The organism is Janthinobacterium sp. PSRC1-1, assembly GCF_049897525.1.
Taxonomy (GTDB): Bacteria; Pseudomonadota; Gammaproteobacteria; order Burkholderiales; family Burkholderiaceae_D; genus Janthinobacterium; species Janthinobacterium tructae.
This window is the reverse complement of sequence record NZ_JAFCWK010000001.1, coordinates 174,477-195,327: the sequence shown is the minus strand read 5'-3', so window position 1 is coordinate 195,327 and position 20,851 is coordinate 174,477. Positions and strand designations below refer to the sequence as shown.

The 20,851-nt window shown below is 52.1% G+C and carries 20 protein-coding genes; all 20 read right to left on the bottom strand.

Going from position 1 to position 20,851, the window contains the following annotated elements; translation table 11 throughout:
* Window positions 1–70 precede the first annotated feature (70 nt).
* Window positions 71–631, bottom strand: a complete 561-nt coding sequence (locus ACP7DW_RS00840) for a sugar transferase (protein WP_426053787.1) — start codon at window positions 629–631, stop codon at window positions 71–73.
* Window positions 628–1,572 carry a UDP-glucose 4-epimerase family protein gene (locus tag ACP7DW_RS00835; RefSeq protein WP_426053788.1) on the bottom strand — a complete coding sequence of 315 codons (945 nt, stop codon included), beginning with the start codon at window positions 1,570–1,572 and terminating at the stop codon, window positions 628–630. The genes ACP7DW_RS00840 and ACP7DW_RS00835 overlap by 4 nt, the downstream gene beginning before the upstream one ends.
* Entirely contained in the window at window positions 1,553–2,824 is a 1,272-nt protein-coding gene (locus ACP7DW_RS00830) for a glycosyltransferase family 4 protein (protein WP_426053789.1), read from the bottom strand. Before ACP7DW_RS00830 ends, ACP7DW_RS00835 begins: the two co-directional genes overlap by 20 nt.
* Window positions 2,825–2,834: 10 nt before the next feature.
* Complete coding sequence (gene wecB / locus ACP7DW_RS00825) at window positions 2,835–3,965, bottom strand: non-hydrolyzing UDP-N-acetylglucosamine 2-epimerase (RefSeq protein WP_426053790.1); 1,131 nt, start codon at window positions 3,963–3,965, stop codon at window positions 2,835–2,837.
* A complete protein-coding gene (wbjC, locus tag ACP7DW_RS00820) occupies window positions 3,962–5,074 on the bottom strand; it encodes a UDP-2-acetamido-2,6-beta-L-arabino-hexul-4-ose reductase (protein WP_426053791.1) in 1,113 nt (370 codons plus the stop codon). Before wbjC ends, wecB begins: the two co-directional genes overlap by 4 nt.
* A 3-nt stretch (window positions 5,075–5,077) precedes the next feature.
* A complete protein-coding gene (locus tag ACP7DW_RS00815; RefSeq protein ID WP_426053792.1) occupies window positions 5,078–6,112 on the bottom strand; it encodes a polysaccharide biosynthesis protein in 1,035 nt (344 codons plus the stop codon).
* A gap of 8 nt (window positions 6,113–6,120) precedes the next feature.
* Entirely contained in the window at window positions 6,121–6,924 is an 804-nt protein-coding gene (locus tag ACP7DW_RS00810; RefSeq protein ID WP_426053793.1) for an AglZ/HisF2 family acetamidino modification protein, read from the bottom strand.
* Window position 6,925: 1 nt separating this feature from the next.
* Window positions 6,926–7,540 (bottom strand): imidazole glycerol phosphate synthase subunit HisH, encoded by a 615-nt coding sequence (gene hisH / locus ACP7DW_RS00805; RefSeq protein WP_426053794.1) that lies wholly within the window; start codon window positions 7,538–7,540, stop codon window positions 6,926–6,928.
* Window positions 7,537–8,658 (bottom strand): N-acetyl sugar amidotransferase, encoded by a 1,122-nt coding sequence (locus ACP7DW_RS00800; RefSeq protein ID WP_426085145.1) that lies wholly within the window; start codon window positions 8,656–8,658, stop codon window positions 7,537–7,539. The genes hisH and ACP7DW_RS00800 overlap by 4 nt, the downstream gene beginning before the upstream one ends.
* Window positions 8,659–8,684: 26 nt before the next feature.
* Window positions 8,685–9,842 carry a glycosyltransferase family 4 protein gene (locus ACP7DW_RS00795; RefSeq protein ID WP_426053796.1) on the bottom strand — a complete coding sequence of 386 codons (1,158 nt, stop codon included), beginning with the start codon at window positions 9,840–9,842 and terminating at the stop codon, window positions 8,685–8,687.
* Complete coding sequence (locus tag ACP7DW_RS00790; RefSeq protein WP_426053797.1) at window positions 9,839–10,456, bottom strand: CatB-related O-acetyltransferase; 618 nt, start codon at window positions 10,454–10,456, stop codon at window positions 9,839–9,841. The genes ACP7DW_RS00795 and ACP7DW_RS00790 overlap by 4 nt, the downstream gene beginning before the upstream one ends.
* Before the next feature lie 4 nt (window positions 10,457–10,460).
* A complete protein-coding gene (locus tag ACP7DW_RS00785; RefSeq protein WP_426053798.1) occupies window positions 10,461–11,708 on the bottom strand; it encodes an O-antigen ligase family protein in 1,248 nt (415 codons plus the stop codon).
* A 55-nt stretch (window positions 11,709–11,763) separates the two neighbouring features.
* Window positions 11,764–13,170, bottom strand: coding sequence for a lipopolysaccharide biosynthesis protein (locus tag ACP7DW_RS00780; RefSeq protein WP_426053799.1), 1,407 nt, complete (start codon window positions 13,168–13,170; stop codon window positions 11,764–11,766).
* A gap of 73 nt (window positions 13,171–13,243) precedes the next feature.
* Window positions 13,244–14,203: a glycosyltransferase gene (locus ACP7DW_RS00775; protein ID WP_426053800.1), complete on the bottom strand. Its 960-nt coding sequence runs from the start codon at window positions 14,201–14,203 to the stop codon at window positions 13,244–13,246.
* Window position 14,204: 1 nt separating this feature from the next.
* Entirely contained in the window at window positions 14,205–15,401 is a 1,197-nt protein-coding gene (locus ACP7DW_RS00770) for a glycosyltransferase (RefSeq protein WP_426053801.1), read from the bottom strand.
* Between the two features lie 3 nt (window positions 15,402–15,404).
* The gene (locus ACP7DW_RS00765; RefSeq protein ID WP_426053925.1) at window positions 15,405–16,505 is read right to left on the bottom strand and encodes a DegT/DnrJ/EryC1/StrS family aminotransferase; all 1,101 of its coding nucleotides are present in this window, start codon (window positions 16,503–16,505) and stop codon (window positions 15,405–15,407) included.
* Window positions 16,505–17,089: a DapH/DapD/GlmU-related protein gene (locus tag ACP7DW_RS00760; RefSeq protein WP_426053802.1), complete on the bottom strand. Its 585-nt coding sequence runs from the start codon at window positions 17,087–17,089 to the stop codon at window positions 16,505–16,507. Before ACP7DW_RS00760 ends, ACP7DW_RS00765 begins: the two co-directional genes overlap by 1 nt.
* Window positions 17,090–17,103: 14 nt before the next feature.
* Window positions 17,104–18,162, bottom strand: coding sequence for a Gfo/Idh/MocA family protein (locus tag ACP7DW_RS00755; RefSeq protein ID WP_426053803.1), 1,059 nt, complete (start codon window positions 18,160–18,162; stop codon window positions 17,104–17,106).
* Between the two features lie 13 nt (window positions 18,163–18,175).
* Complete coding sequence (gene tviB, locus ACP7DW_RS00750) at window positions 18,176–19,471, bottom strand: Vi polysaccharide biosynthesis UDP-N-acetylglucosamine C-6 dehydrogenase TviB (RefSeq protein WP_426053804.1); 1,296 nt, start codon at window positions 19,469–19,471, stop codon at window positions 18,176–18,178.
* Between the two features lie 166 nt (window positions 19,472–19,637).
* Window positions 19,638–20,834, bottom strand: coding sequence for a GumC family protein (locus ACP7DW_RS00745; RefSeq protein ID WP_426053805.1), 1,197 nt, complete (start codon window positions 20,832–20,834; stop codon window positions 19,638–19,640).
* Window positions 20,835–20,851 lie beyond the last annotated feature (17 nt).

Below are 20,851 nucleotides of genomic sequence, written 5' to 3'. Positions count from 1 at the left end.
ACCCAGGGCTGACTGAAAGCAACACTGGGCGAATTCCTGTACCTGTCGGCAACATAAGCCTTTGTAATGATTAGTGCACGATCCCGTCGCGCCGAACTACTTTAAGGGCCGTCAGCATGATGATTTTCAGGTCTAAGCCGAAAGACTGGCGCTGCACGTAATCCGAATCCAGTTTTACTTTTTCCGGCAACGGCAGTTCGTCGCGGCCATTAATTTGTGCCCAACCGGTAAGACCAGGCCGAATCAAATGTACACCTTGCTCAGTCCGCATGTCGATCAGATTCTGTTGGTTGAACAGCGCCGGCCGTGGGCCAACGATGCTCATGTCTCCGCGCATGATGCACCAAAGCTGCGGTATTTCATCAAGGCTGGATTTGCGCAGAAAACCGCCGACAGGCGTCAAAAATGTTTTTGGATCCGTCAACAAGTGAGTGGCAACCACCGGCGTATCGATCCGCATGGTACGCAGCTTAGGCATGGAAAAAATACGGTTGCCACGACCGACACGATCCGACCAGTACAATACTGGCCCCTGAGAGGTGGCCTTGACCACCACGGCAAGCAGGCAAAGCGGAATAAAAAAGATCACCGACGCAATCACACTCAGAAGCAAATCAAATAATCTCTTCATTTTTTCGTTCTGTCATTCACCAAAAAAAACTGCTCGACTGTCTTGTCGATTGCCGCCTGCGACGTAACCACTGGTTGCCATGCTAACGTCGCTTGAGTATGTGCAATATCTACTTGCAGTGATCCGAGTAAGCGATCTACAACACCTTGCTTGCCCAGCAATTTTGCGGCAGCGATCATCAACCCCACTGGCACTGGCACCAACCAGAGCCGTTTGTTCATCGCATTGGCAATTTTCGTTACCAATTCCTTGATGCCCATATCGGCCCCATCGGACACCATGAAAATGTTACCAGGCGCATCAGGATGCTTGCTGCAGACAATTAGTAAGTCAACCAGATTATCCAATGCAACCATGCTGCGGAAGTTGCTGATGCTGCCAAATGGCAACGGGATACCTTTTTGCACCAGTTTGATCAGATTCAGGAAATTCGCCTTCACGCCTGGACCATACACCAGCGGCGGTCGTACGATCACCACCTCTAATCCGGTCTCACGGCCCAACTGCTGCAACGCCTGCTCAGCTTCCATCTTCGACTGGCCATAAGGATCGCAGGGCATCGGCACATCGGACGACCTGAACGGCTGCGTCGTGGTCGACTCGCCGTTCACCTTCACGCTGCTGACAAAGACGAAACGGCGTACGCCAGCCTGGATCGCCTGTCTGGCCAGGTTAAGAGTGCCATCCACATTCACCTCACGGTAGGCGCGCAGCGGATCTTCATCCCTGTCGGACATGACATGGACGCGCGCGGCCAAGTGAAAAACCACATCACATCCCTGCAACGCAACGCGCCAGTCGGTCTTGCCATTCAAGTCACCGACATTGATTTCGCCGGCACCGGCAGCCTTCCTGACAGCGGCCCGCACCGTGCTTCCACCTACGCGCAAAGTGCTGCAAAGCGACTTGCCCACAAAACCATTACTTCCTGTAACAAGCATTATCATTTTTTAATCTCTGTTGGGTTGCACTTGGATGAGACTGGATCTCGGCCAGCCATTGCTCCAATTGAGAAATCAACCCCTCACGACTGAATTGTGCGGCACTCGCTCCCAAGCCGTTTTTTCCCATGGCAGAACGTTCCGAAGGCGTCATCGATGCCATTGCCAATACGGCATTGGCAAGGCCTTCATGGTCCCCCGCCCCGCAAGTCAAACCGGCCCTAGCCTGTCTCACCACATCCGCGCCTTCGCCATTCAACATGGCCAGCAAAGGAATGCCGGCGGCCAGGTAGGACTGTAATTTTCCCGGGATCGTCATCGAGAAAATCGGTTCATCCTTGAGGGAAACAAGTAATGCATCCGCGTGCTTGAAAAAGCTGGACATACGCTCGACCGGATAGCGTCCGAGCAAAATAAAACACTCGGACAAGCCGCGCGCTACAACCTGCTCGGCGAGCCAGCCACTCAGCCGGCCATCACCCACGATTACCCAGCGAATTGCCCGATTCCCCTTCAGCATTTCCGCTGCGGCGAGAATAGCCGGAAAATCCTGCGCATCGCCTACATTACCAGCAAACATGACGATAAACGTCGACGTATCACTCTGCATTTCGACCGCAGGTGCCACTCCCGCCATGTCGAATACCGATTCCGCCCAACTGGGAAAATATTCGACCCGCGCCGACGAACCTGCATATTTCACTATATTCGGAACGAACGCACGCGACTGAGCAAGGATCAGGTCGCAGCGCTTATAAATAAACGATACCAGTTTTCCAACAGCACTAAGTATCGCCGGTGACTTCACCACGCCGATCGCATGCAACGTCTCCGGCCACAAATCGAGCACCCAAAATGCCAATGGGGCCTTCTTTACCGCCCGCAATGCCGCAGCGGGAAGGCCGACCGTAATCGGCGACGGTTCATAGCAAAAAACAGCATCGAAGTCGCGTCCCCGCAATTTCCACAACCCACCGCATGTCGCGCTCAGGGCGAATGTCAGGTAATTGAGCATCAGCCGCACGCCCCCCTTGCCACGCGCAGTATGGCGCACACGCACCACGTCCGCACCAGCATACTGGTTGAAATTTTCTGGCGCTTCCAAAAACTCGCTAAAAAACTCACCCGCCGGGTAGTTCGGATGGCCGGTCAGAACCGTGACATGGTGGCCGCGCCCAACCAGTTCGGCAACCAGGTCATTGATCCGAAAGTTCTCCGGCCAAAAGTACTGCGTAACAACAAGTAGGCGCACTTCGATACCTCTACTGCTTCTTCCAAACTACGCGATTGACGTAGTCGGTATAGCTATGGATGATTCTGACAACCTTGTCCGACACATTTGGCATACTGTAGTCCGCTACCAAGCGAAGGCTGCGCTGCTCACCGCGCGGCTGATCTGCCAGAATTGCCAATCCTTGTAAAATGCGATCAACTTCCAGGCCAGTCATCATGACGGCAGCCTCTTCCATACCTTCCGGGCGCTCATGCGCTTCGCGCAAGTTCAAGGCCGGGAAATTCAAAATCGACGACTCTTCGTTGATCGTCCCACTGTCAGACAGCACTGCGCGGGCGCTCGCCTGCAATTTCACATAATCCCGGAAACCGAGCGGCTTGAGCAAACGCACCAAGGGATGGAAAGTGGCACCCAGCGCGTCGACCTTCTTCTGGGTACGCGGATGCGTTGAAACGATCACCGGGAAGTTGTACGTCTCTGCAACCTTGTTCAAGGCTTCGACCAGTTTTGCAAAATTTGCTGGTGAATCGATGTTTTCTTCGCGATGCGCACTGACAACAAAATACTCGCCTTCCGTCAGCGCCAAGCGCTCGACAGCATCCGACTCCTCAATTCGCGCCTTGTAGTGATGCAAGACTTCGTACATGGGACTACCCGTCTTGATAATCCGGTCCGGTAACAATCCTTCACGCAACAGGTATTCCCTGGCGATGTCGCTATACGTCAGATTAATATCGGCCGTATGATCGACAATCTTGCGATTCGTTTCCTCTGGGACACGCTGGTCGAAACAACGATTGCCCGCCTCCATGTGGAAGATGGGAATCTTGCGCCGCTTCGCAGGAATAGCTGACAGGCAGCTATTCGTGTCGCCAAGGATAAGTATTGCATCCGGCTGCACCTGTTCCAGGACTGCATCGACAGCGATCATGATCTTGCCGATCGTCTCGGCGGCAGTGCCGCCAGCAGCATTCAGAAAATGGTCCGGCTTGCGTACCTGTAGATCCTGGAAGAAAATTTCATTGAGCTCGTAGTCGTAATTTTGCCCAGTGTGCACAATGATTTGCTCGCAGTATTCGTCGAGCTTGGCCATCACACGCGACAAGCGGATGATTTCAGGCCGCGTGCCAACCACGGTCATCACTTTTAACTTTTTCATGCTGTTACCTTGTATGCAACGGTATCTGGATGTTGACGGTCAAAAATTTCATTCGCCCACAACATCACAATCATTTCCTCATCACCAATGTTGGTGATATCGTGCGACCAACCGGGGATCGTTTCCACCACTTCCGGGGCATCGGCACTGGTGTACAGCTCATGCGTGCGACCACTCTCGATATGCAGAAAACAGAATCGCGCCTTGCCTTTGATAACCAGGAACTTCTCGGTCTTCGTATGGTGATAATGTCCACCACGCGTAATACCGGGATGAGCAGTAAAGAAGGAAAACTGACCGGAATCGCGTGTCTTTAACATCTCGACAAACACACCGCGCGGGTCTGCATGCTTTACGAGCGGATAGGAAAAATTCTCCGGTTCAAAATACGTAATGTAGGTCGAATAAAGGGCACGTGTAAATCCAGTACCGACACGTTCGGTGACGTGGGTCGAGCGACTATCCTTGAATGCCTGCAACAAATTCGCCATCTCACCGACGGTGGTTGTGTAGATTGGCTGCACTTCCACTGCTGTTCCAGCGACTGGCGCAGCGTCCATGACGTTCAAGAAGTCGGCAACCACATCATCAACATAGACCAGTCGCAACTCAGACGCCGGATTATTTATTTGAATCGGCAGGCCATGGGCGATATTGTGGCAGAAGGTCGCCACCGCCGAATTGTAGTTCGGCCTGCACCACTTGCCAAAAACGTTCGGCAAGCGATAGATATACACCGGCAAGTCCATCTCGGATGCCAGGATGCGCAATGCGTCCTCTGCGGCGCGCTTGCTGGCGCCGTAGGCGTTAGGCATCTCGGCTTGAATGGAAGAGGCATAAATGATCGGCACCTGGCGGCCACTGCGTTTTACTGCATCGCACAGCGCTTGCGTAAGATTTGCGTTACCTTCCTCGAATTCCGTCTCAGTTTTCGGACGATTCACGCCCGCCAAATGAAAAATGAACTCCGCTTGCGCGACTTTTGCATCCAACTCATCAAGCGAATCACCACGCACGAAGGTGAGGCAATCGATGACGCCACGCTCCCGAAGGTGGATCAACAGATTCTTTCCGATAAAGCCGTTCGCTCCAGTGACAAGTACCTTCATCGCTCAACCTTCCTCAACCGGGGATTCACCACGCGCGATCGCCTGGACGAACTCCAGTTTCATCAACAATTTTTTCATACCGGCAGTGTCAAGGCGATCCGTATTGTGCGAGTTATAGTCATCGTAGGTCGAGATTTTTTGCTCGCCCTCTTCGACAAACTTACCGTAGTTCAAATCCCGCAGGTCTGGCGGAATACGGTAGTAACCGCCCAGATCTTCAGCCGCAGCCATTTCTTCGCGGCTTAGCAAGGTTTCGTACAATTTTTCGCCGTGACGTGTTCCGATCACGTCGACCTTGTGATTCGGCTTTTCCATGATCGACAGCAGCGCTGCAACCAGTGTTTCTACCGTGGCGGCCGGGGCTTTTTGAACGAACATATCGCCATTGGTTCCATGCTCGAACGCATACAGAACCAGATCCACGGCGTCCTCAAGCGTCATCATGAAGCGCGTCATGGCTGGGTCGGTGGTAGTGATAGGCTTGCCTGCCAATACCTGGTCCACGAACAGAGGAATGACCGAACCGCGCGATGCCATCACGTTGCCGTAGCGCGTGCCGCAAATGACGGTTTTCGCATCATCAAGGCCACGCGACTTCGCGACCATGACTTTTTCCATCATTGCCTTGGAAATACCCATGGCATTGATCGGATAGGCGGCCTTGTCGGTACTCAGGCACACCACGCGGCGCACGCTGTTCTGAATGGCAGCCTCAAGCAGATTGTCGGTGCCAATAATGTTAGTCTTGACCGCTTCCATCGGGTGGAATTCGCACGATGGAACTTGCTTCAAAGCAGCGGCATGAAAAATGAAGTCCACGCCGCGGGTTGCATTCAAGACGCTCGAAAAATCACGTACATCACCGATATAAAACTTCAATTTCGGATTATTGTATTTCTTCCGCATGTCATCTTGCTTTTTTTCATCGCGGCTGAAAATGCGGATTTCTTTGATCTCGGTATCCAGAAAACGACGTAGAACGGCGTTTCCAAACGAACCCGTGCCCCCGGTAATGAGCAGTACTTTGCCTTCAAACATACAATTCCTTATTTTTCGTTAACTGTTGCCAAGTTTAAACCTAGCGCACGCGCCACCAGTTCGTCACGCTGGCCTACATTCGGATAATTGATCAGAACGGCTTTATAAACACCCTTGAAGACAAACAGGCTACCAGCCGAGGCGCCGACCACGCCACAAGTGCCAATCAGCTTCTCGACGTCGTGCAAAGAACCGGCGCCGCCCAGGATCGTGATAGGGATACGCACTGCTTCGCGCAATCTCTGCGCCAGGGTCAAATCGTAACCCTTCATCTGACCATCCTGGTCGATCGAATTGAGTACAATTTCGCCCGCCCCCAGCAATTCCATTTGCTTGGCCAGTTCGATCGGGTTACGCTTGGCGTTCTTACGCCCGTTATGGATGTAAACGTCGTACTCTTTGCTCAGCATGCGCTTCTTGACATCGATAACCACCACAACGCTCTGGCGGCCTACTTCGTGAGCGATCTGTGCGACAAGTTCAGGATTCTCCACCGCAGCAGAACTAATCGCAATTTTTTCCACACCCAGGCTAATGATATGTTTCGCCTGCGCCACAGTGCGAATCCCACCGCCATAGCACAGGGGCATACGGCACTCGCTTGCCAAGTCAGAAATGAGCTTGTAATCGGGTTCCTCACCATTCACCGAAGCATCAATGTCAAGCACGATCAACTCGTCTGATTCCTTTTCGTTGAAAATCTTGACCGCGTTGATCGGGTCACCCACATATTTTGGAGCCTTGAACGAGACCGTCTTGACCAGTCCTTTTTCATGTACCAACAGGCAAGGGATAATCCTTGGTCTGAGCATCTTATAACTCCGCGAAATTTTTCAGCAGCAAGGCACCATAATGGTGGCTTTTCTCTGGATGGAACTGGACTCCATGGACATTGCCCGAGCTAACCGCACAGCCGAAATTGAGACCATACGTCGCACGTGCCGCCACGTGAGCAGGATCGCTACTGTCAAAAAAGAATGAATGGAGGAAGTAGAAGCGCGCGTCTGACTCCAGGCCGGCGAACAGCGCCGAACCGGTCTGTGGCATCACATCGTTCCAGCCCATGTGCGGAAGCGGCAAACTGGCCGATTCCTCCACCGAACCGAAAGAGCGGACCCGTCCTGGAACCCAGCCCAGACCAGCGGCCTTACCTTCGTCACTGGTGCTCGCCAATATCTGCATGCCGACGCAAATACCCAGTACTGGCACTTTCTTTTCCACAACTAATTCCTCAAGCACAGGCCGCATACCCGATGCGTCCAGCAATTCCATAGCCTTGTCGAACGCACCTACGCCAGGCAAGATAATCTTGGTAGCGCCGGTCAGTTCTGCGGCTGTTTTCGCCCGCGTGGCCTCGAAGCCTAGGCGTTTGTACATATTGGCGAACGCTTGCACGTTGCCCAGGCCGTAGTCAACGATATGTATCATCGGAAAAACCTTTTCTCCAAACCAAACAGGCGCAGTGCATTAGTGCCCGCGCCGATCAGCCAGCGCTTGTTGCGATAATTGCGGTAAGTCTTGTTCTCGCCATCAAAAATGGCTTGAAGCTCATCCACGGAAAGGCCAAGCTTACTCGCCACATATTCAAACTCCTGCTTGAGGAAATGCTCGTCCATTTCTGGGCGAGAGATCCGCTCCAACGCCGCATCGCGCGTCATTTGGCCGGTCATGATCAAGCTAGAAAAATGCGCTCGACGCTTTTGGAAGCCGAACTTGCGCGGCAGCCAGTAGTCCTCGTAAAATCGCGTGAAACGCGACTCATGGTGCTTGTGCTGGAAACGCTTCCAGCCAAAACGGCGTTCCAGTTCATCTTCGGCATCTTTTTTCACGAACGGCACCATGTTCAACGGTTTGGCTACCTCCATGCCCAGAACGTGCTGGTAATATCCCTTGTAGACGAGAATGTCGAGCAGCGGGAAGGTCTTCAGCGGTCGCTTGCCAAATTTGCGATGAATGTCGCCGAACAACGTCTTGTCGATACCCAGGTAGCCGCCCCAAGCCTCAGGCTCACGGCAGCATTCGGTCGAATAATTCGATCCGGTGATTACATATTTAATCTTGTGCTTGCGCGCGAATTTATACAGCGATGAGAAGAACGATGCATCCTGCGGCAAATCCTGATCCGGAATCTGCGACTTCAGGAAGGCAACCTGCAGGTCTTTCATTTCTTCCCAATTCACCACCTCTGTGAACAAGTCAAGACCCAGGCCATCCACCAATTTTTCGATGTTCCCAACCGCCTGGTCCGTATTCCAGCCAGCATCGACATGGTACAACAGTGGGCGCAGCCCCATCTTTTCTTTCGCCACATAGACGGCGTAAGAACTGTCCAGTCCACCGCTAAGCCCGATGATGCAATCGAAATCCTTGCCTTTTCCATCCGCACGGATTTTATCTGCCAGAACGGCGAGTTCGTTCGCCCCCTTCGCATCAGTATGCCAGTTGGGGACGATGTTCGCGTCAAAATTATTACAATAATTGCACTTTCCACCGCTGTCGAATTGTATGCCTGCGTCGGACGTATCCATGATACAACGGCAGCACATCTGGTAATTGGAGTCCAGGTTCATGTTTAGTTTGTCTTAGAGGTTAATTTTTCAGCTTGGAGGGCATAATCCAGAATGCTTGCGGCAATCTTCGCAGATTGCGCGGACATTGATTCAAGCTCGGATTGCTGGATGCGCGCGGCAGACTGCAGCGCATCGTATAGGCTTTGATTGGAGCTGACAAGCCAACCATTGGAAGAAATAAGCGCGCGATGGCTAATAACATCAGCGACGATGACAGGTTTTCTGCAGCATACTGCCATTTGCATGGTAGCCGACTGCGAACCAGGCTGCAGGTAAACATCCGCACCGATCAGGAGACTGGTTAATCCCTGGGTATCGAGCCATCCCAGTTTGACAATGCGGCTATCCTTGCGCACCAGTTCTTCTGCCGCCTCTTTCACATCGTCCATAAAAACACCGGCCAGCACCAGGCGCAGATTTTGATCTGGCAATGCGCTAAACGCGGCCAGGGAGTCAAGCAAGCGCTTCGCGTTGTCAAATTTCCCGCTCTGCACAAATATACGTTGCTCATCGCTCCACTGATACTTGGCTCTCGCTGCCTTGCGTAGCTGGTGGTACTGCGCATCGGAAAACACCGTACCGCCCAACGGCAGGAACTGGGCCTTGGCGGGAGGGCAGCCGTAAAAATCGAGGACAAACGATTCCGTTTCCTTTGAAATGCAGGAAACGCTATGAATCGCCGGCAGCGACATCTGGAAGATCGTCCGGTAGAACAGAAAATGCAGTATCCACTTCGATACCCAGGTACGCGCACTATTGTTGAAATCCTCGTGAGAGTCCGCATGCAACACCGTTTGCGGATTTTTCTTGACGTATCTGGCCACCTCCAGCAGCGAGTAGCTGCAAAGTCCATGGAATACGATCACATCCGGGGCAATTTCTGCAAGGCGCTTGGACAGATCTGGATAGGCACGGATTTTTTTCGCCAGTGCGAAAACCGATGCAAATCTGTATGGCAAGCGTTCCACCATGGCGCCATCTGATCCTGCGTACGAACCTGGGGGTAAGTAAACTAGCTGGCCTGCAGGACCAAAACTTTCGGTGGACGCGAGTACGCTCACGTCGTGGCCAGCACGAACATGCTCGGCGACGAGCATATTTTCTTGGTAAGCGTATCCATCAATATAAAAACATGAAAGACACAAATGTAAAATCTTCATAACTTATTCTTGGCTTTAATAAAGGAAACTGGATCGGTTATAAGCGGTGCAAGCATCGCAAGTGCTTCCTCATCAAGTGTCCACCACTTCGAAGCAGATAATGCGGCGCAGGTCTCCTCATCAAATCTGTACTTCACAATGCGAGCTGGATTACCGGCAACGATAGCGTAGTCAGGAACATCCTTGGTCACTACCGCTCCCATTCCGATTACCGCGCCATTCCCCACCCGGACACCAGCCTTTACGAAGGCGCCATCACCTATCCAGACATCCGATCCAATTACTGTCCTGGTATCCGGAAGATAGTCAAACTTGGAAAATTTTGTTTTAACACTATCTTTATGCGACAGAAATACCGGTGACATCGAGACAAAATGCATCGGATGTGCAACGCCACCGATCGTTACTCGACTTGCGATCGAAACAAATGAACCAATATCAGCATTTAAAATCGTGCAGTCGTAACCGCAGAAGGAATGCTTATCCATACTCGAATTGATAAGTGCCGAACCGGCCTCGACCTTGGAATTAGGATTCACATAGGAACGACGTACGGAACGGCCTCGGCCAATTTTTATAAATTTGCACCATACATGCAATATCAGCGAAAACATACTACTAACCCTTTTTTGGTAATGCAGGCCATATGGCAAAGGCCGCCATTGTGCTCAACATGAGCCAGAAATAAGTATAGCCAGTCAAGTGGCTTTGAATTACACCAAGCAATGGCAATATCAAAATGGCAACATAATTCAAGCGGCGATTGATATCATTATTATTTTTTTTGTTTGCACTCCACATGCGAGATATAAACCACAGCAGCAAACAAAAACCAATCAAGCCAAAATTCAACGCCCATTCCAGGAGTAAATTATGCGGATTTGGAATCAATATGGCTTTATCGGTTGCCAAATAACTGCTGCTTGCACCGGCACCAACACCCAAACCAAAGCTATCGAAAAATCCTTTCAGCCCAGAAATAAGAATGGCCAAGCGCCCCTCACTTGCTTCAAAGTCGTTCGAAAAATCCGTGAATTTCAATTGAAGAAACTTCAAAAGCAATGAATCGTTATCCCATAAACTGATGGAAAATCCGGCGAAAATTGCCACCAGAATAAATATTGAAATAAAATGACCTTTTCGAAGAGGCAAAATAAAACGCGCGAACAATATCGCAGCCAAACACAAAATGGCTGCTCGACTTGAATTAATAACCACCACCATTGAAATCAATGCAATGATGGAGTATTTAAAATACTGCGCACGCTTGTTTATGTCGCTTTTATTATTTTTCGCAAAACACGTTCCAAAGATACATAACACCAAAAAAAGTGAGAAGTCATTATAATTTCCATGCACCCCCGACGCAAAAGGCAGCAAGTTGACCATCGTCCCTCCGCCACGCTCTTCAAAACCGAGTGCAAAGTGATTACCCGTGGTCAATTCATAAATTGCCAGCGGAAGTACGGCGACCCCGGCCAGCAGCCATGCGCGCGGCAATAGTTGCCGTAAATTTTCAGCTTCACCGGGCGTTAACAACGCTATCATGAGCAAAGGAATCAAATTGATCATCATCACGACCAAATACTGCATCGTCGATGCTTTGTCGATGGACCAGACGATAGAGGTGAGACTGATGATCATCAACAGAAATATGAAAACCAATGTTTCAGTCTGAAACTTCACCTTCGATGTAAAGCTTAATAGGCGCGCCAATGCGACTGGCAATATTAAAATACATACAATACGGCTAATTTGCAGACTGCCGCCTACGCCGCCAAAAGCCAACGCGACCACAGCGGCTGAGATGAGCCAGGGAACGTATGACTGTGAATTACTTTCAACCGGCTCGATCATAGTTTTCATTATCTAGTCTGGACATTTCAAGGTAAAAATTGCGCATTGAAAAAGACCCTGGCGCCTATTTTTCAAATTTTTTGTAAATTGCAGATACCTGAATAACGCCAGACCGAAACTTAGGCAAATAGAAAATAATCGAAAGCGATAAAATACCTGCAGCCAGCCATTCGTGCCCGAGACTAAAAATAACACCCGAGGCCACCATGGCGCTGACCATCAAGTAATGCTGTGTACCCACTACCCGCTCCCATCCTTTGGCCGACAGTTCGCAATTCAATACCAAGGTGACGACGAATGCCGCCAATACGGAGAACAACACGCCAAGGCTGCCGAAATACTTGCCTGCAAAAATAGACATACCGATACTAAGCGAGGCGCCAAGCAGCGAAATCGTCATCGAAGTGAAACTCATGCGCTTGATGCCGATGCCGAAACTGCCGACAATTGACACCAGATAAAGAAGATTCCAGACAATAACAAGAACAAGAAGCTTCGGTATTCCGCTATATTTTTCTGGAAACAGGATAGGTATATACGGCGCCAGGAACAGACTGGCCAGCAAAAAGACCGCACACCCCATTGTCACAAGTGTCGCAATATGTGAATATAACGCCGGTGCGCCTCCGCGCGCATGCCAACGATAGGCGAATGGGGTCCACAGCGTCGCAAATACCGACTGCAAAACAGCCAGTCCGCTCCCAACGGAAATCGCCAGTGAAGTCGTAACAACTTCGCGGGAATTTCCATGCGCGCCGACTATATAAATAGCCGAGGCGGAAATGGCATAAAAAGCAAGTGCACCCGGCACCAAGGGAGCACTAAACTTCAGCAAAGCGGAATGACGAGGTGGCTCCTTGGTGCCTCGGGCCTCTGTACTCGATTCATACGCGATACCAATTCGACGCGCCATCCAGATTTCGTAGGCGAGTGCGACTGCCGCACTGAATACGAAAATCCCCACAACAACGTCGTAAGTGATGACAAATATCGCCTGGCTGCCAATCAGGGCCAGCACAGATAATTGAAACACTTTCGGCGTGACGATATCGATTGCGTATGCCACGCCATTTCCCGACATCCGAATAAACGAGGAAAAGATCCGGTTCAACAGCATCAGCACGCAAGCAGCAACCATTCCTGCCGTAATCGAGGCGCTGGCCAGGCCCTGGCCGTAGAACTTGATGATTCCCAATGCCAAAACACCTGCTGGAATTGCAATGAATACAAGTTGCAATACTTTTTTCAACAGTCCGGCCGGGCTGCGCGTTTCGTGAAACTCCCGTGCAAGCGCCTGGTCGAGACCCAGCCCCACGATCAATGCAAAAAAGTTTACATTCGTCTGAAACATGGCAAACTTGGCCATGTCATCTTCCCCTAACCACCATGACAGGATTGGTATGAATACAAACCCAATTGCACTGACAATTATCGGGGATAAAGAAAATGCAATTGCTGACTTCCTGTTCATTTATATATCATTCATGCTCAAATATACATCCATACCTGCCTGCGAATAGTCACAAAGTAGCTACTCCTAATTTCTAGCTTACCGTTCTGGTTCTCATTCTTCTGACCGTCTTCAGCGCCGTGACATGGCAAAAATCCACACCTACTGCCAACGCTGCCAATAATGCGACACCAATCCTGCGCGGTTGCAAGGACACCAGCTTTTTTAATTCTGACGACAAATATGCATGGGATGCCGGGCATCCCATCCTGTACATCCTCAATGCCAAGTAGAGAAGGCCCAGTGCCTTCTCGCCATTCCCGAGTGACGCTATTTCAGCATCACTGAGCTGCTTAAGGCAATGCAACCGAAATTCGTCATTTTCAATTAATACACGCTCGTGCAAACGAACACCAACCTGGCTGGCATGTACCCTGCCAGTGGTGGAGGCGTCATCCAGGTACCTGAATGGAAATGTTTTGGCGATTCTGAACCAGAGATCATAGTCCTGGGCAACCCTCAATTTTGTGTCAAATAATCCCGCCACCTCAAATGCCTTGCGGGGGATGAGAAGTGCACAGCCATGTATCTGGTTATTGGCAACAAGTTTTTTCGCGCGAAACTCCAAATCTGTGCATGGCTGGTGGCGTGCCAAATACGATGTCTTGCTCGATTCGATGAGATTGTAATGATTTGTATACACCACAACGTCTGGAAAACCCAATGCCGACAGAAAATCGATCTGCGCCCTGATCTTATTCGGCTGATAAAGGTCGTCGTGACTCAACCAGGAAAAATACTGCCCGCGCATCTCCTCGATCCCAAGATTGAGAGCAGTTGCGACCCCGCCGTTTTCCTTCTTGATGTACTTCACGCGATCCGCATACTGGGCCACAACCTGTTCGGTTGCACCGTCATCACACGAGCCGTCGTTGATGACCAGAATTTCAATGTTCTGGTAGCTTTGCTTGAGTGCGGACTCGATCGCCTCAGCCACAAAGTTGGCGCCATTGTAGACGGGGATAACAATACTAACGAGTGGTGTACTATTCATGTCAATGCCTTTGCTGCGCTTCAGCACCAACAGTCCGGTGATGTTGAACGGCGTCTTTGTAAATTTTTACCAATTCGTAGCACACGGAATGTTGACTGAACTTTTCGATGCAACTGTTGCGTATGTTGTTTCGGTCGTAAAACCCCGTTGCTATGCGTTCGCACATTACTGTCAATGCTTCAGCGACCGCATCAGCATCTCCTGCTGGCGTCATGATGCCGTTTTCGGGTACGACAATATCGTCGGTGCCCCCGCACTGCGTTGAGATGACGGGAAGGCCTTTTGCAAGCGCTTCCGTGACAACCACGCCAAACGTTTCATGGTCACTGGTCAGGACAAAACAATCCGCCTCAGCGAGCAACTCTGCGACCCTATTTTTGTTCTGCATGCCAACAAGACGGATGGACGCAGTCATGCCATACTTGGCGATTCTTTCTGCAAGTGCCAGGCGTAAAGGCCCATCGCCGACAATGGACAGCGTATGTTGCGTATTCTTGCCAAAAGCACGAAAAAACGAATCGATCAAAATATCATGGCGCTTACCCGGATTGAGCAAGGCGACATTAATAAACGTCAGCTTGCCCGTATTCGGGCGTTCGTTTATCTGGCCATTCAAAAAGAGCACATCCACTGCATTTGGTAATACCTGTGTCCGGCTGAGCTCCACATCCTGCTTTAAGTGAGTCAGCAAGGCATTGGATACACTGATCACCGTATATGCATGCCTTGCTGCCAAACGCGCGGGCCGCAATTCGTAGGCCGATACCATGTGCTTATGCCAGGAACTGGAGTGCTCCGTAACCACATAAGGTATGTCGTGTTCTTTCGATATCCTCGCCGCGAGCACACCAGCTCTCAACAAACAATGTGCATGGATGACATCCGGTTTGCCAAACCTGGCGCAGTATTCATCGAACAGGCGAACCCCTACAGCTATCCACTTCGGAAGGATCAGGCGCTCTATTCGAGGGGTCCAGTTGATATACGTTTTTCGCAGTATATTGACACCGTCATGACTGGACCATGCGACCTTACTACGCAAATACTTTTTCACATGGCGTACTGACCTCAGGTCGGGATAAATAATGCCAACCTGTTCGCCAAGTTCCTGCACTCCGGATGCTTGCGTTGCAAAAAACGACCCGCTCGGATCACCCTGATATTGAGCAAACCAGGCGGGTATAACCAGAACGTGCATTGCTTATCCTGCCAATTTGGCAAGATTCTGAACCACTTCCTGTTGGTCAGATAGCTGGATGTCCGCACTCATTGGCAAGCTCATCACTCGTTTCCCCATTGCTTCCGCAACGGGGAAGCTCGGCTGCGCTGGGTCCGCATAGGCGGGCTGCAAATGCATGGGAATCGGGTAATGGATCGCGGTCGGGATGCCCGCTTCCTGCAGACCCGCCTGTATCTGTTCACGCGCATCCACCTTCACCGTGTACTGTGCCCACACACAATCGCGATCACTCTTCAGTTCCAGCAATTCCACCCCGGAACAGCCGCTTTCAGCGATAAGCGCCGCATAGTTTTTCCCCAACTCCTTGCGCTGTTCGATCTCCCATTCAAAGCGTTCAAGCTTGGCCAAGACAATCGCGCACTGGAGCGTGTCCATGCGGCCACCGACACCAACCCGTGTATGCACATAACGTTTGCTTTGACCGTGCACGCGTATCTCACGGCAAGCTTGAGCAAGAGCATCGTCGCTGGTGAAAATCGCACCACCGTCGCCATAGCAGCCGAGTGGCTTGCTGGGGAAGAAGCTGGTACAGCCGAACGTGCTCAGGTTGCCGCTCTTTCGCCCTTTGTAGGTAGCGCCAAAGCTCTGCGCGCCGTCTTCGATCACGGCCAGACCGCCATGACGGGCTGCTATCGCGTTGATTTCATCCATATCCGCGACCTGCCCGTATAGCCCCACGGGCATGATCGCACGGGTGCGCGGAGTGATTGCAGCCTCGATGAGAGACGCGTCAATGTTGCAGGTACCGGCTTCGATATCAACATAGATGGGACGCGCACCCAGGAGCGTGATGACTTCAACTGTGGCTGCAAACGTGAACGGCGTCGTAATGACCTCGTCGCCAGGCTGGATCCCCAGCGCCATCAGGCTAATCAATAATGCCTCGGTGCCGCTCGCCACCGAAATGCAGTGCTTAGCGCCGGTAAATTCTTCAAGGCGCGCTTCCATTTCACGCACTTCCGGGCCCATGATGTATTGGCCATGGTCAAGCACGCGATTGATGCGCTCCTGAATTTGTGGCTTGAGGGCCTGATATTGTTGTTTCAGATCGATAAAGGGAATCATGCTTGTTCTTCCTTGGTGACTTCACCATCCTTAAGGCGATAACTTGCCGCAGTGTCGGGGCAGATGCAGGTAGCGTTACCTGTCAATGGCAGCTGCAGGCGATTGCCTTGCTCGCTCATCCAGCCGATCTGGCGTGCCGGTACACCAGCCATCAGGGCATACTGCTTAACGTCGCGATTGACAACCGCACCGGCGGCCACGAAGGCGTAAGCGCCGACCGTGACGCCGCACACGATTGTGCAATTGGCGCCCAGCGTAGCGCCCTTGCGCACCACTGTCCTGCGGTATTCGTTCTTGCGCGTCACGGCCGAACGGGGGTTATACACGTTGGTAAACACCATGCTCGGTCCGCAAAACACGTCGTCTTCCAATGTCACAGCATCGTAGACGCTGACGTTGTTCTGCACCTTGACGTTGTCGCCGATCTGGACGTCATTACCGACATACACATTCTGTCCAAAAGAACAGGCCTTGCCGATGCGTGCACCACCACTGATATGCACCCAATGCCATACGCGCGTGCCCTCGCCGATCTGCGCGCCATCATCAACGATGGCGGTCGAATGAATATTGGAGCTCATCGATTCACCGTGCATCAATATTCGAGCGGCAGAGCAACGCGCTTGCCGTCGCGCGACGACAGGTACATTGCGATGAGCAATTCCAGGGACTTGAGGCCTTCACGGCCATCGGTCTCTGCATTGGCAGTACCGCGCAGGGTCTGGATCACATTCTGGTAGTACAGCGGATGCCCAAAGCCGTAGACCGATGTCGTCTCGTAGCTGACATCTTTGACGCGCTCGTCGTCTTCGTGCGGTTCGGAGAATTCCCATTTCTGGATTTCGTTCACGGCCACGCCGCCGATGCGTACGGTGCCTTTCTCGCCCAGAATCGTGATCGAACCTTCCAGGTTCTTCGGATAGGTGAGCATCGTCACGTTCAACGTTCCCATGGCGCCGCTACGCCAGCGCAACGCAGCCACGCCACTGTCTTCGACTTCGATGTCGCGATCGAGCGTAGCTGTGTAGGCCATGACGCTTTCCACCGGACCAATGACCCAATCAAACAGATCAATGTAATGACTCGCCTGGTTCATGAAGGCGCCACCATCGAACTCCCAGGTGCCGCGCCATTTGGCGCTATCGTAGTATTCCTGCGGACGGGTCCAGAAGACATTCACCGCCACGCTGTAGATTCGACCGAAACGGCCTTGTTCGGCAGCACGCTTGAGCAGCTGAAGCGTGGCGTTGCGACGGTTTTGCTTCACGACGAACAGCCGCACGTTAGCTTCATCGCAGGCCCGCACCATGCGCAGGCCATCCTGCCAGCGAGTGGCCATTGGCTTTTCTGTCACAACATGACGCCCGGTTTTCGCCACTTCGATTGCCTGGTTGGCATGCAATCCACTCGGGGTGGTCAACACGACAACATCAGCGGTCGTTTTCGCCAACATGTCGGAAAGGTGGATGTGTCCACTAGCGCCGGTGCGCGCGACGGCGCGCTCCAACGCTTGCGTATCGATGTCGCACACATCGACTATTTCGAAATCAGCGGCGTGCTTTTCCATCGCGTCCAAATGGTTATTCGCAATGCGGCCGCAGCCAACCAAGGCAACGCGGATTTTCCGGTCTGTGATGGTTTGATAGTTCTGCATAAGTGTCCTGGGTTTAGAGTCGGAAAACGGTAAATCCGGCGGCAGCCAGTGCATCGCGGTTGAAGAGCGACTTGAGGTCAGCCAGTACCGGCGTGGCGCCACGGCACATGCTCTTCAATGCGGCAGCATCGAGCGCACGGAATTGGTCATGACCAACCGCGACTACCAGCGCATCAACCTGGTTGTCGCTATCGATCTGCCCCAACCGGATGCCATACTCGTGCTCGACTTCCTTGGCATTCGCCCAAGGATCGCTGATCACGGTCTCGACGCCCCATGTCTGCAGCTCTTTCACCAGATCCGCGATCTTGCTGTTGCGGATGTCCGGGCAGTTCTCCTTGAACGTCACGCCCATGATACCAATCTTGCTGCGCGCAACGTCGACGCCTTTCTGAAGCATCAGTCTGATGACGTTGCGGGCCGCGTAGCGCGCCATGTTGTCGTTGATACGACGGCCGGCGAGTATCACCTGAGGATGGTAGCCAACCGCTTCGGCCTTATGGGTCAGGTAGTACGGGTCGACCCCGATGCAGTGACCACCCACCATGCCTGGCCGGAATGGCAGGAAATTCCATTTGCTGCCCGCAGCATCAAGCACATCCTGGGTGTCGATGTTGAGGCGAGCGAAAATCACCGACAACTCATTCACAAGGGCGATGTTCAGATCGCGCTGCGTGTTTTCGATTACCTTGGCCGCTTCGGCGACTTTAATACTAGCGGCGGGAAAAGTTCCGGCCGTGATAATGCTGGCATACAGGTCATCCACCAGTGTGGCGATTTCCCGCGTCGAGCCACTGGTGATTTTCTTGATCTTGGTGAGTGTATTTACTTTATCGCCAGGGTTGATGCGTTCAGGGCTATAGCCGCAGAAAAAATCTGCGTTGAACTTAAGCCCCGAGAACTTCTCCAATACAGGAACGCAATCCTCTTCGGTCGCACCAGGATAAACCGTTGACTCGTAGATGACGATATCGCCCTTTTTCAGAACTTTGCCGACGGTCTCGCTCGCCTTGAGCAAAGGAGTGAGGTCCGGGCGCTTGTATATGTCGACAGGAGTTGGCACTGTGACAATAAAACAGTTGCACGAACGCAAATCATCTATGTCGGTGGTAAAACTCAGGTGCTCAGCTGCCCGCAATTCGTCGGCAGTCGTCTCGAGCGTGAAGTCCTGCCCAATTTTCAGTTCTGCGATACGCTTGTCGTTGATATCAAACCCGACGACCGTGCGCTGGCGACCAAATTCCACAGCCAGCGGAAGTCCGACATAGCCCAGCCCAATAATTGCTACTTTAATTTCGTTCAAGTTCATATTTTTCTCTACGTTACATACTCAACTAGGCTCGGTTTACATGCTATACAGCAACGAATGATATGCATCTTGCTTCGGACGCTGGTAACACCTTAAGAAATTACGGACGCCGGAAATGCGCAAGGCACTCCGGATCGCCCCCATGAAGATGGCTCGCGAAGCAAATTTACTTGAAACGAAGGTACGATTTCAGCTCATTCCAACGGGCTGCTTCCGCTGGCACGGCCATAACGCGTTGCTTCGCCGCCAAAAAGAATGCCCACAGTATCGCCGCGAAACCGGCCATCATCGTGGCAGACAACACGATCAGCGCACGTTTTGGCTTGAATTTGCGCTCCGGCTCCACTGCCGGGTCAAGTACCTGGATCAGTGCAGGCTCCTTGGCCTCATCAAGACGTGCAACCTCGTATTGCTTTGCCAGCAGCTCGTACAGCATCTGGTAATACTTAAGATCGCGCATCAACTGGATATTCTCCAGGCCTGCCAGGTTGATGTCGCTAGGCGGCGTGGCGCCAGCGCGGCCGCCTTCCAGCTTCGCCAGCTCATTCCGCAAGCTGCCTAACTCTTCGTTGACGCGCCGAAATTCCGGATTCTGCGCAGTAACAAAAGCTCGCATCGAGCCAAGTTGGATTTCCTTGGCTGAAACCTGCGCCTTGAGACGTGCCGCCGTTTCGAGGATGGCCCGGCTCTCGCTATCGACGCTGATCACTCCGCGGCTATCCATTGCGCCCTTGAGCGACATTTCAACTTTTGCAAGATTGTCTTTGGCAGTCTCAAGCTGACGCTCGTAGAACATGCGCCGTTGCGACGCTTCGGTGATGGCAAGCGTTCTGGTCAGCTGCTGCAATTCATCAACATAAGCGTTCGCCAATCCAGCTACAAATTTCTGACCATCATCCTCGACGTCGATGGTGATCATGCCATCCTTGCCCGCGACAATCACGGTACTCCCCTGCAAGCGGCGGCGTGCAGCCTCCTGGGATTCAGTATCGTATCTTTTTTTCAAGTCAAACCGGCTGATCAGTTTATCTGCGACGGTTCGGCTTCTCAGGATGCCGACGTACAAATCAGCTGGCGTTTTTATGCCCGCGGCACCAGCCGCAAGCCCGGCTGCACCGCCAAGCTGTGACAGCAGTGCAGACGCGCCGGACTGTGACTGCTGAGGCGGAAGCACCTTGGTCGTCGCTTGATACGAGTTAGGCAATGCCAGGCTGATCGCTACTGCAATCAGCGCCACGACCAATGGCAAGCCGATGATTAACTTTTTGTGCTTGGCCAAAACGATCAGCAGATCGAGAATATTAAAATCCGGATTAGCGTCGCCCTTGCCTGACTCTGTTGATATCTTCTGCGTGTCGTTCATGCTTTGGAGCCACTCAT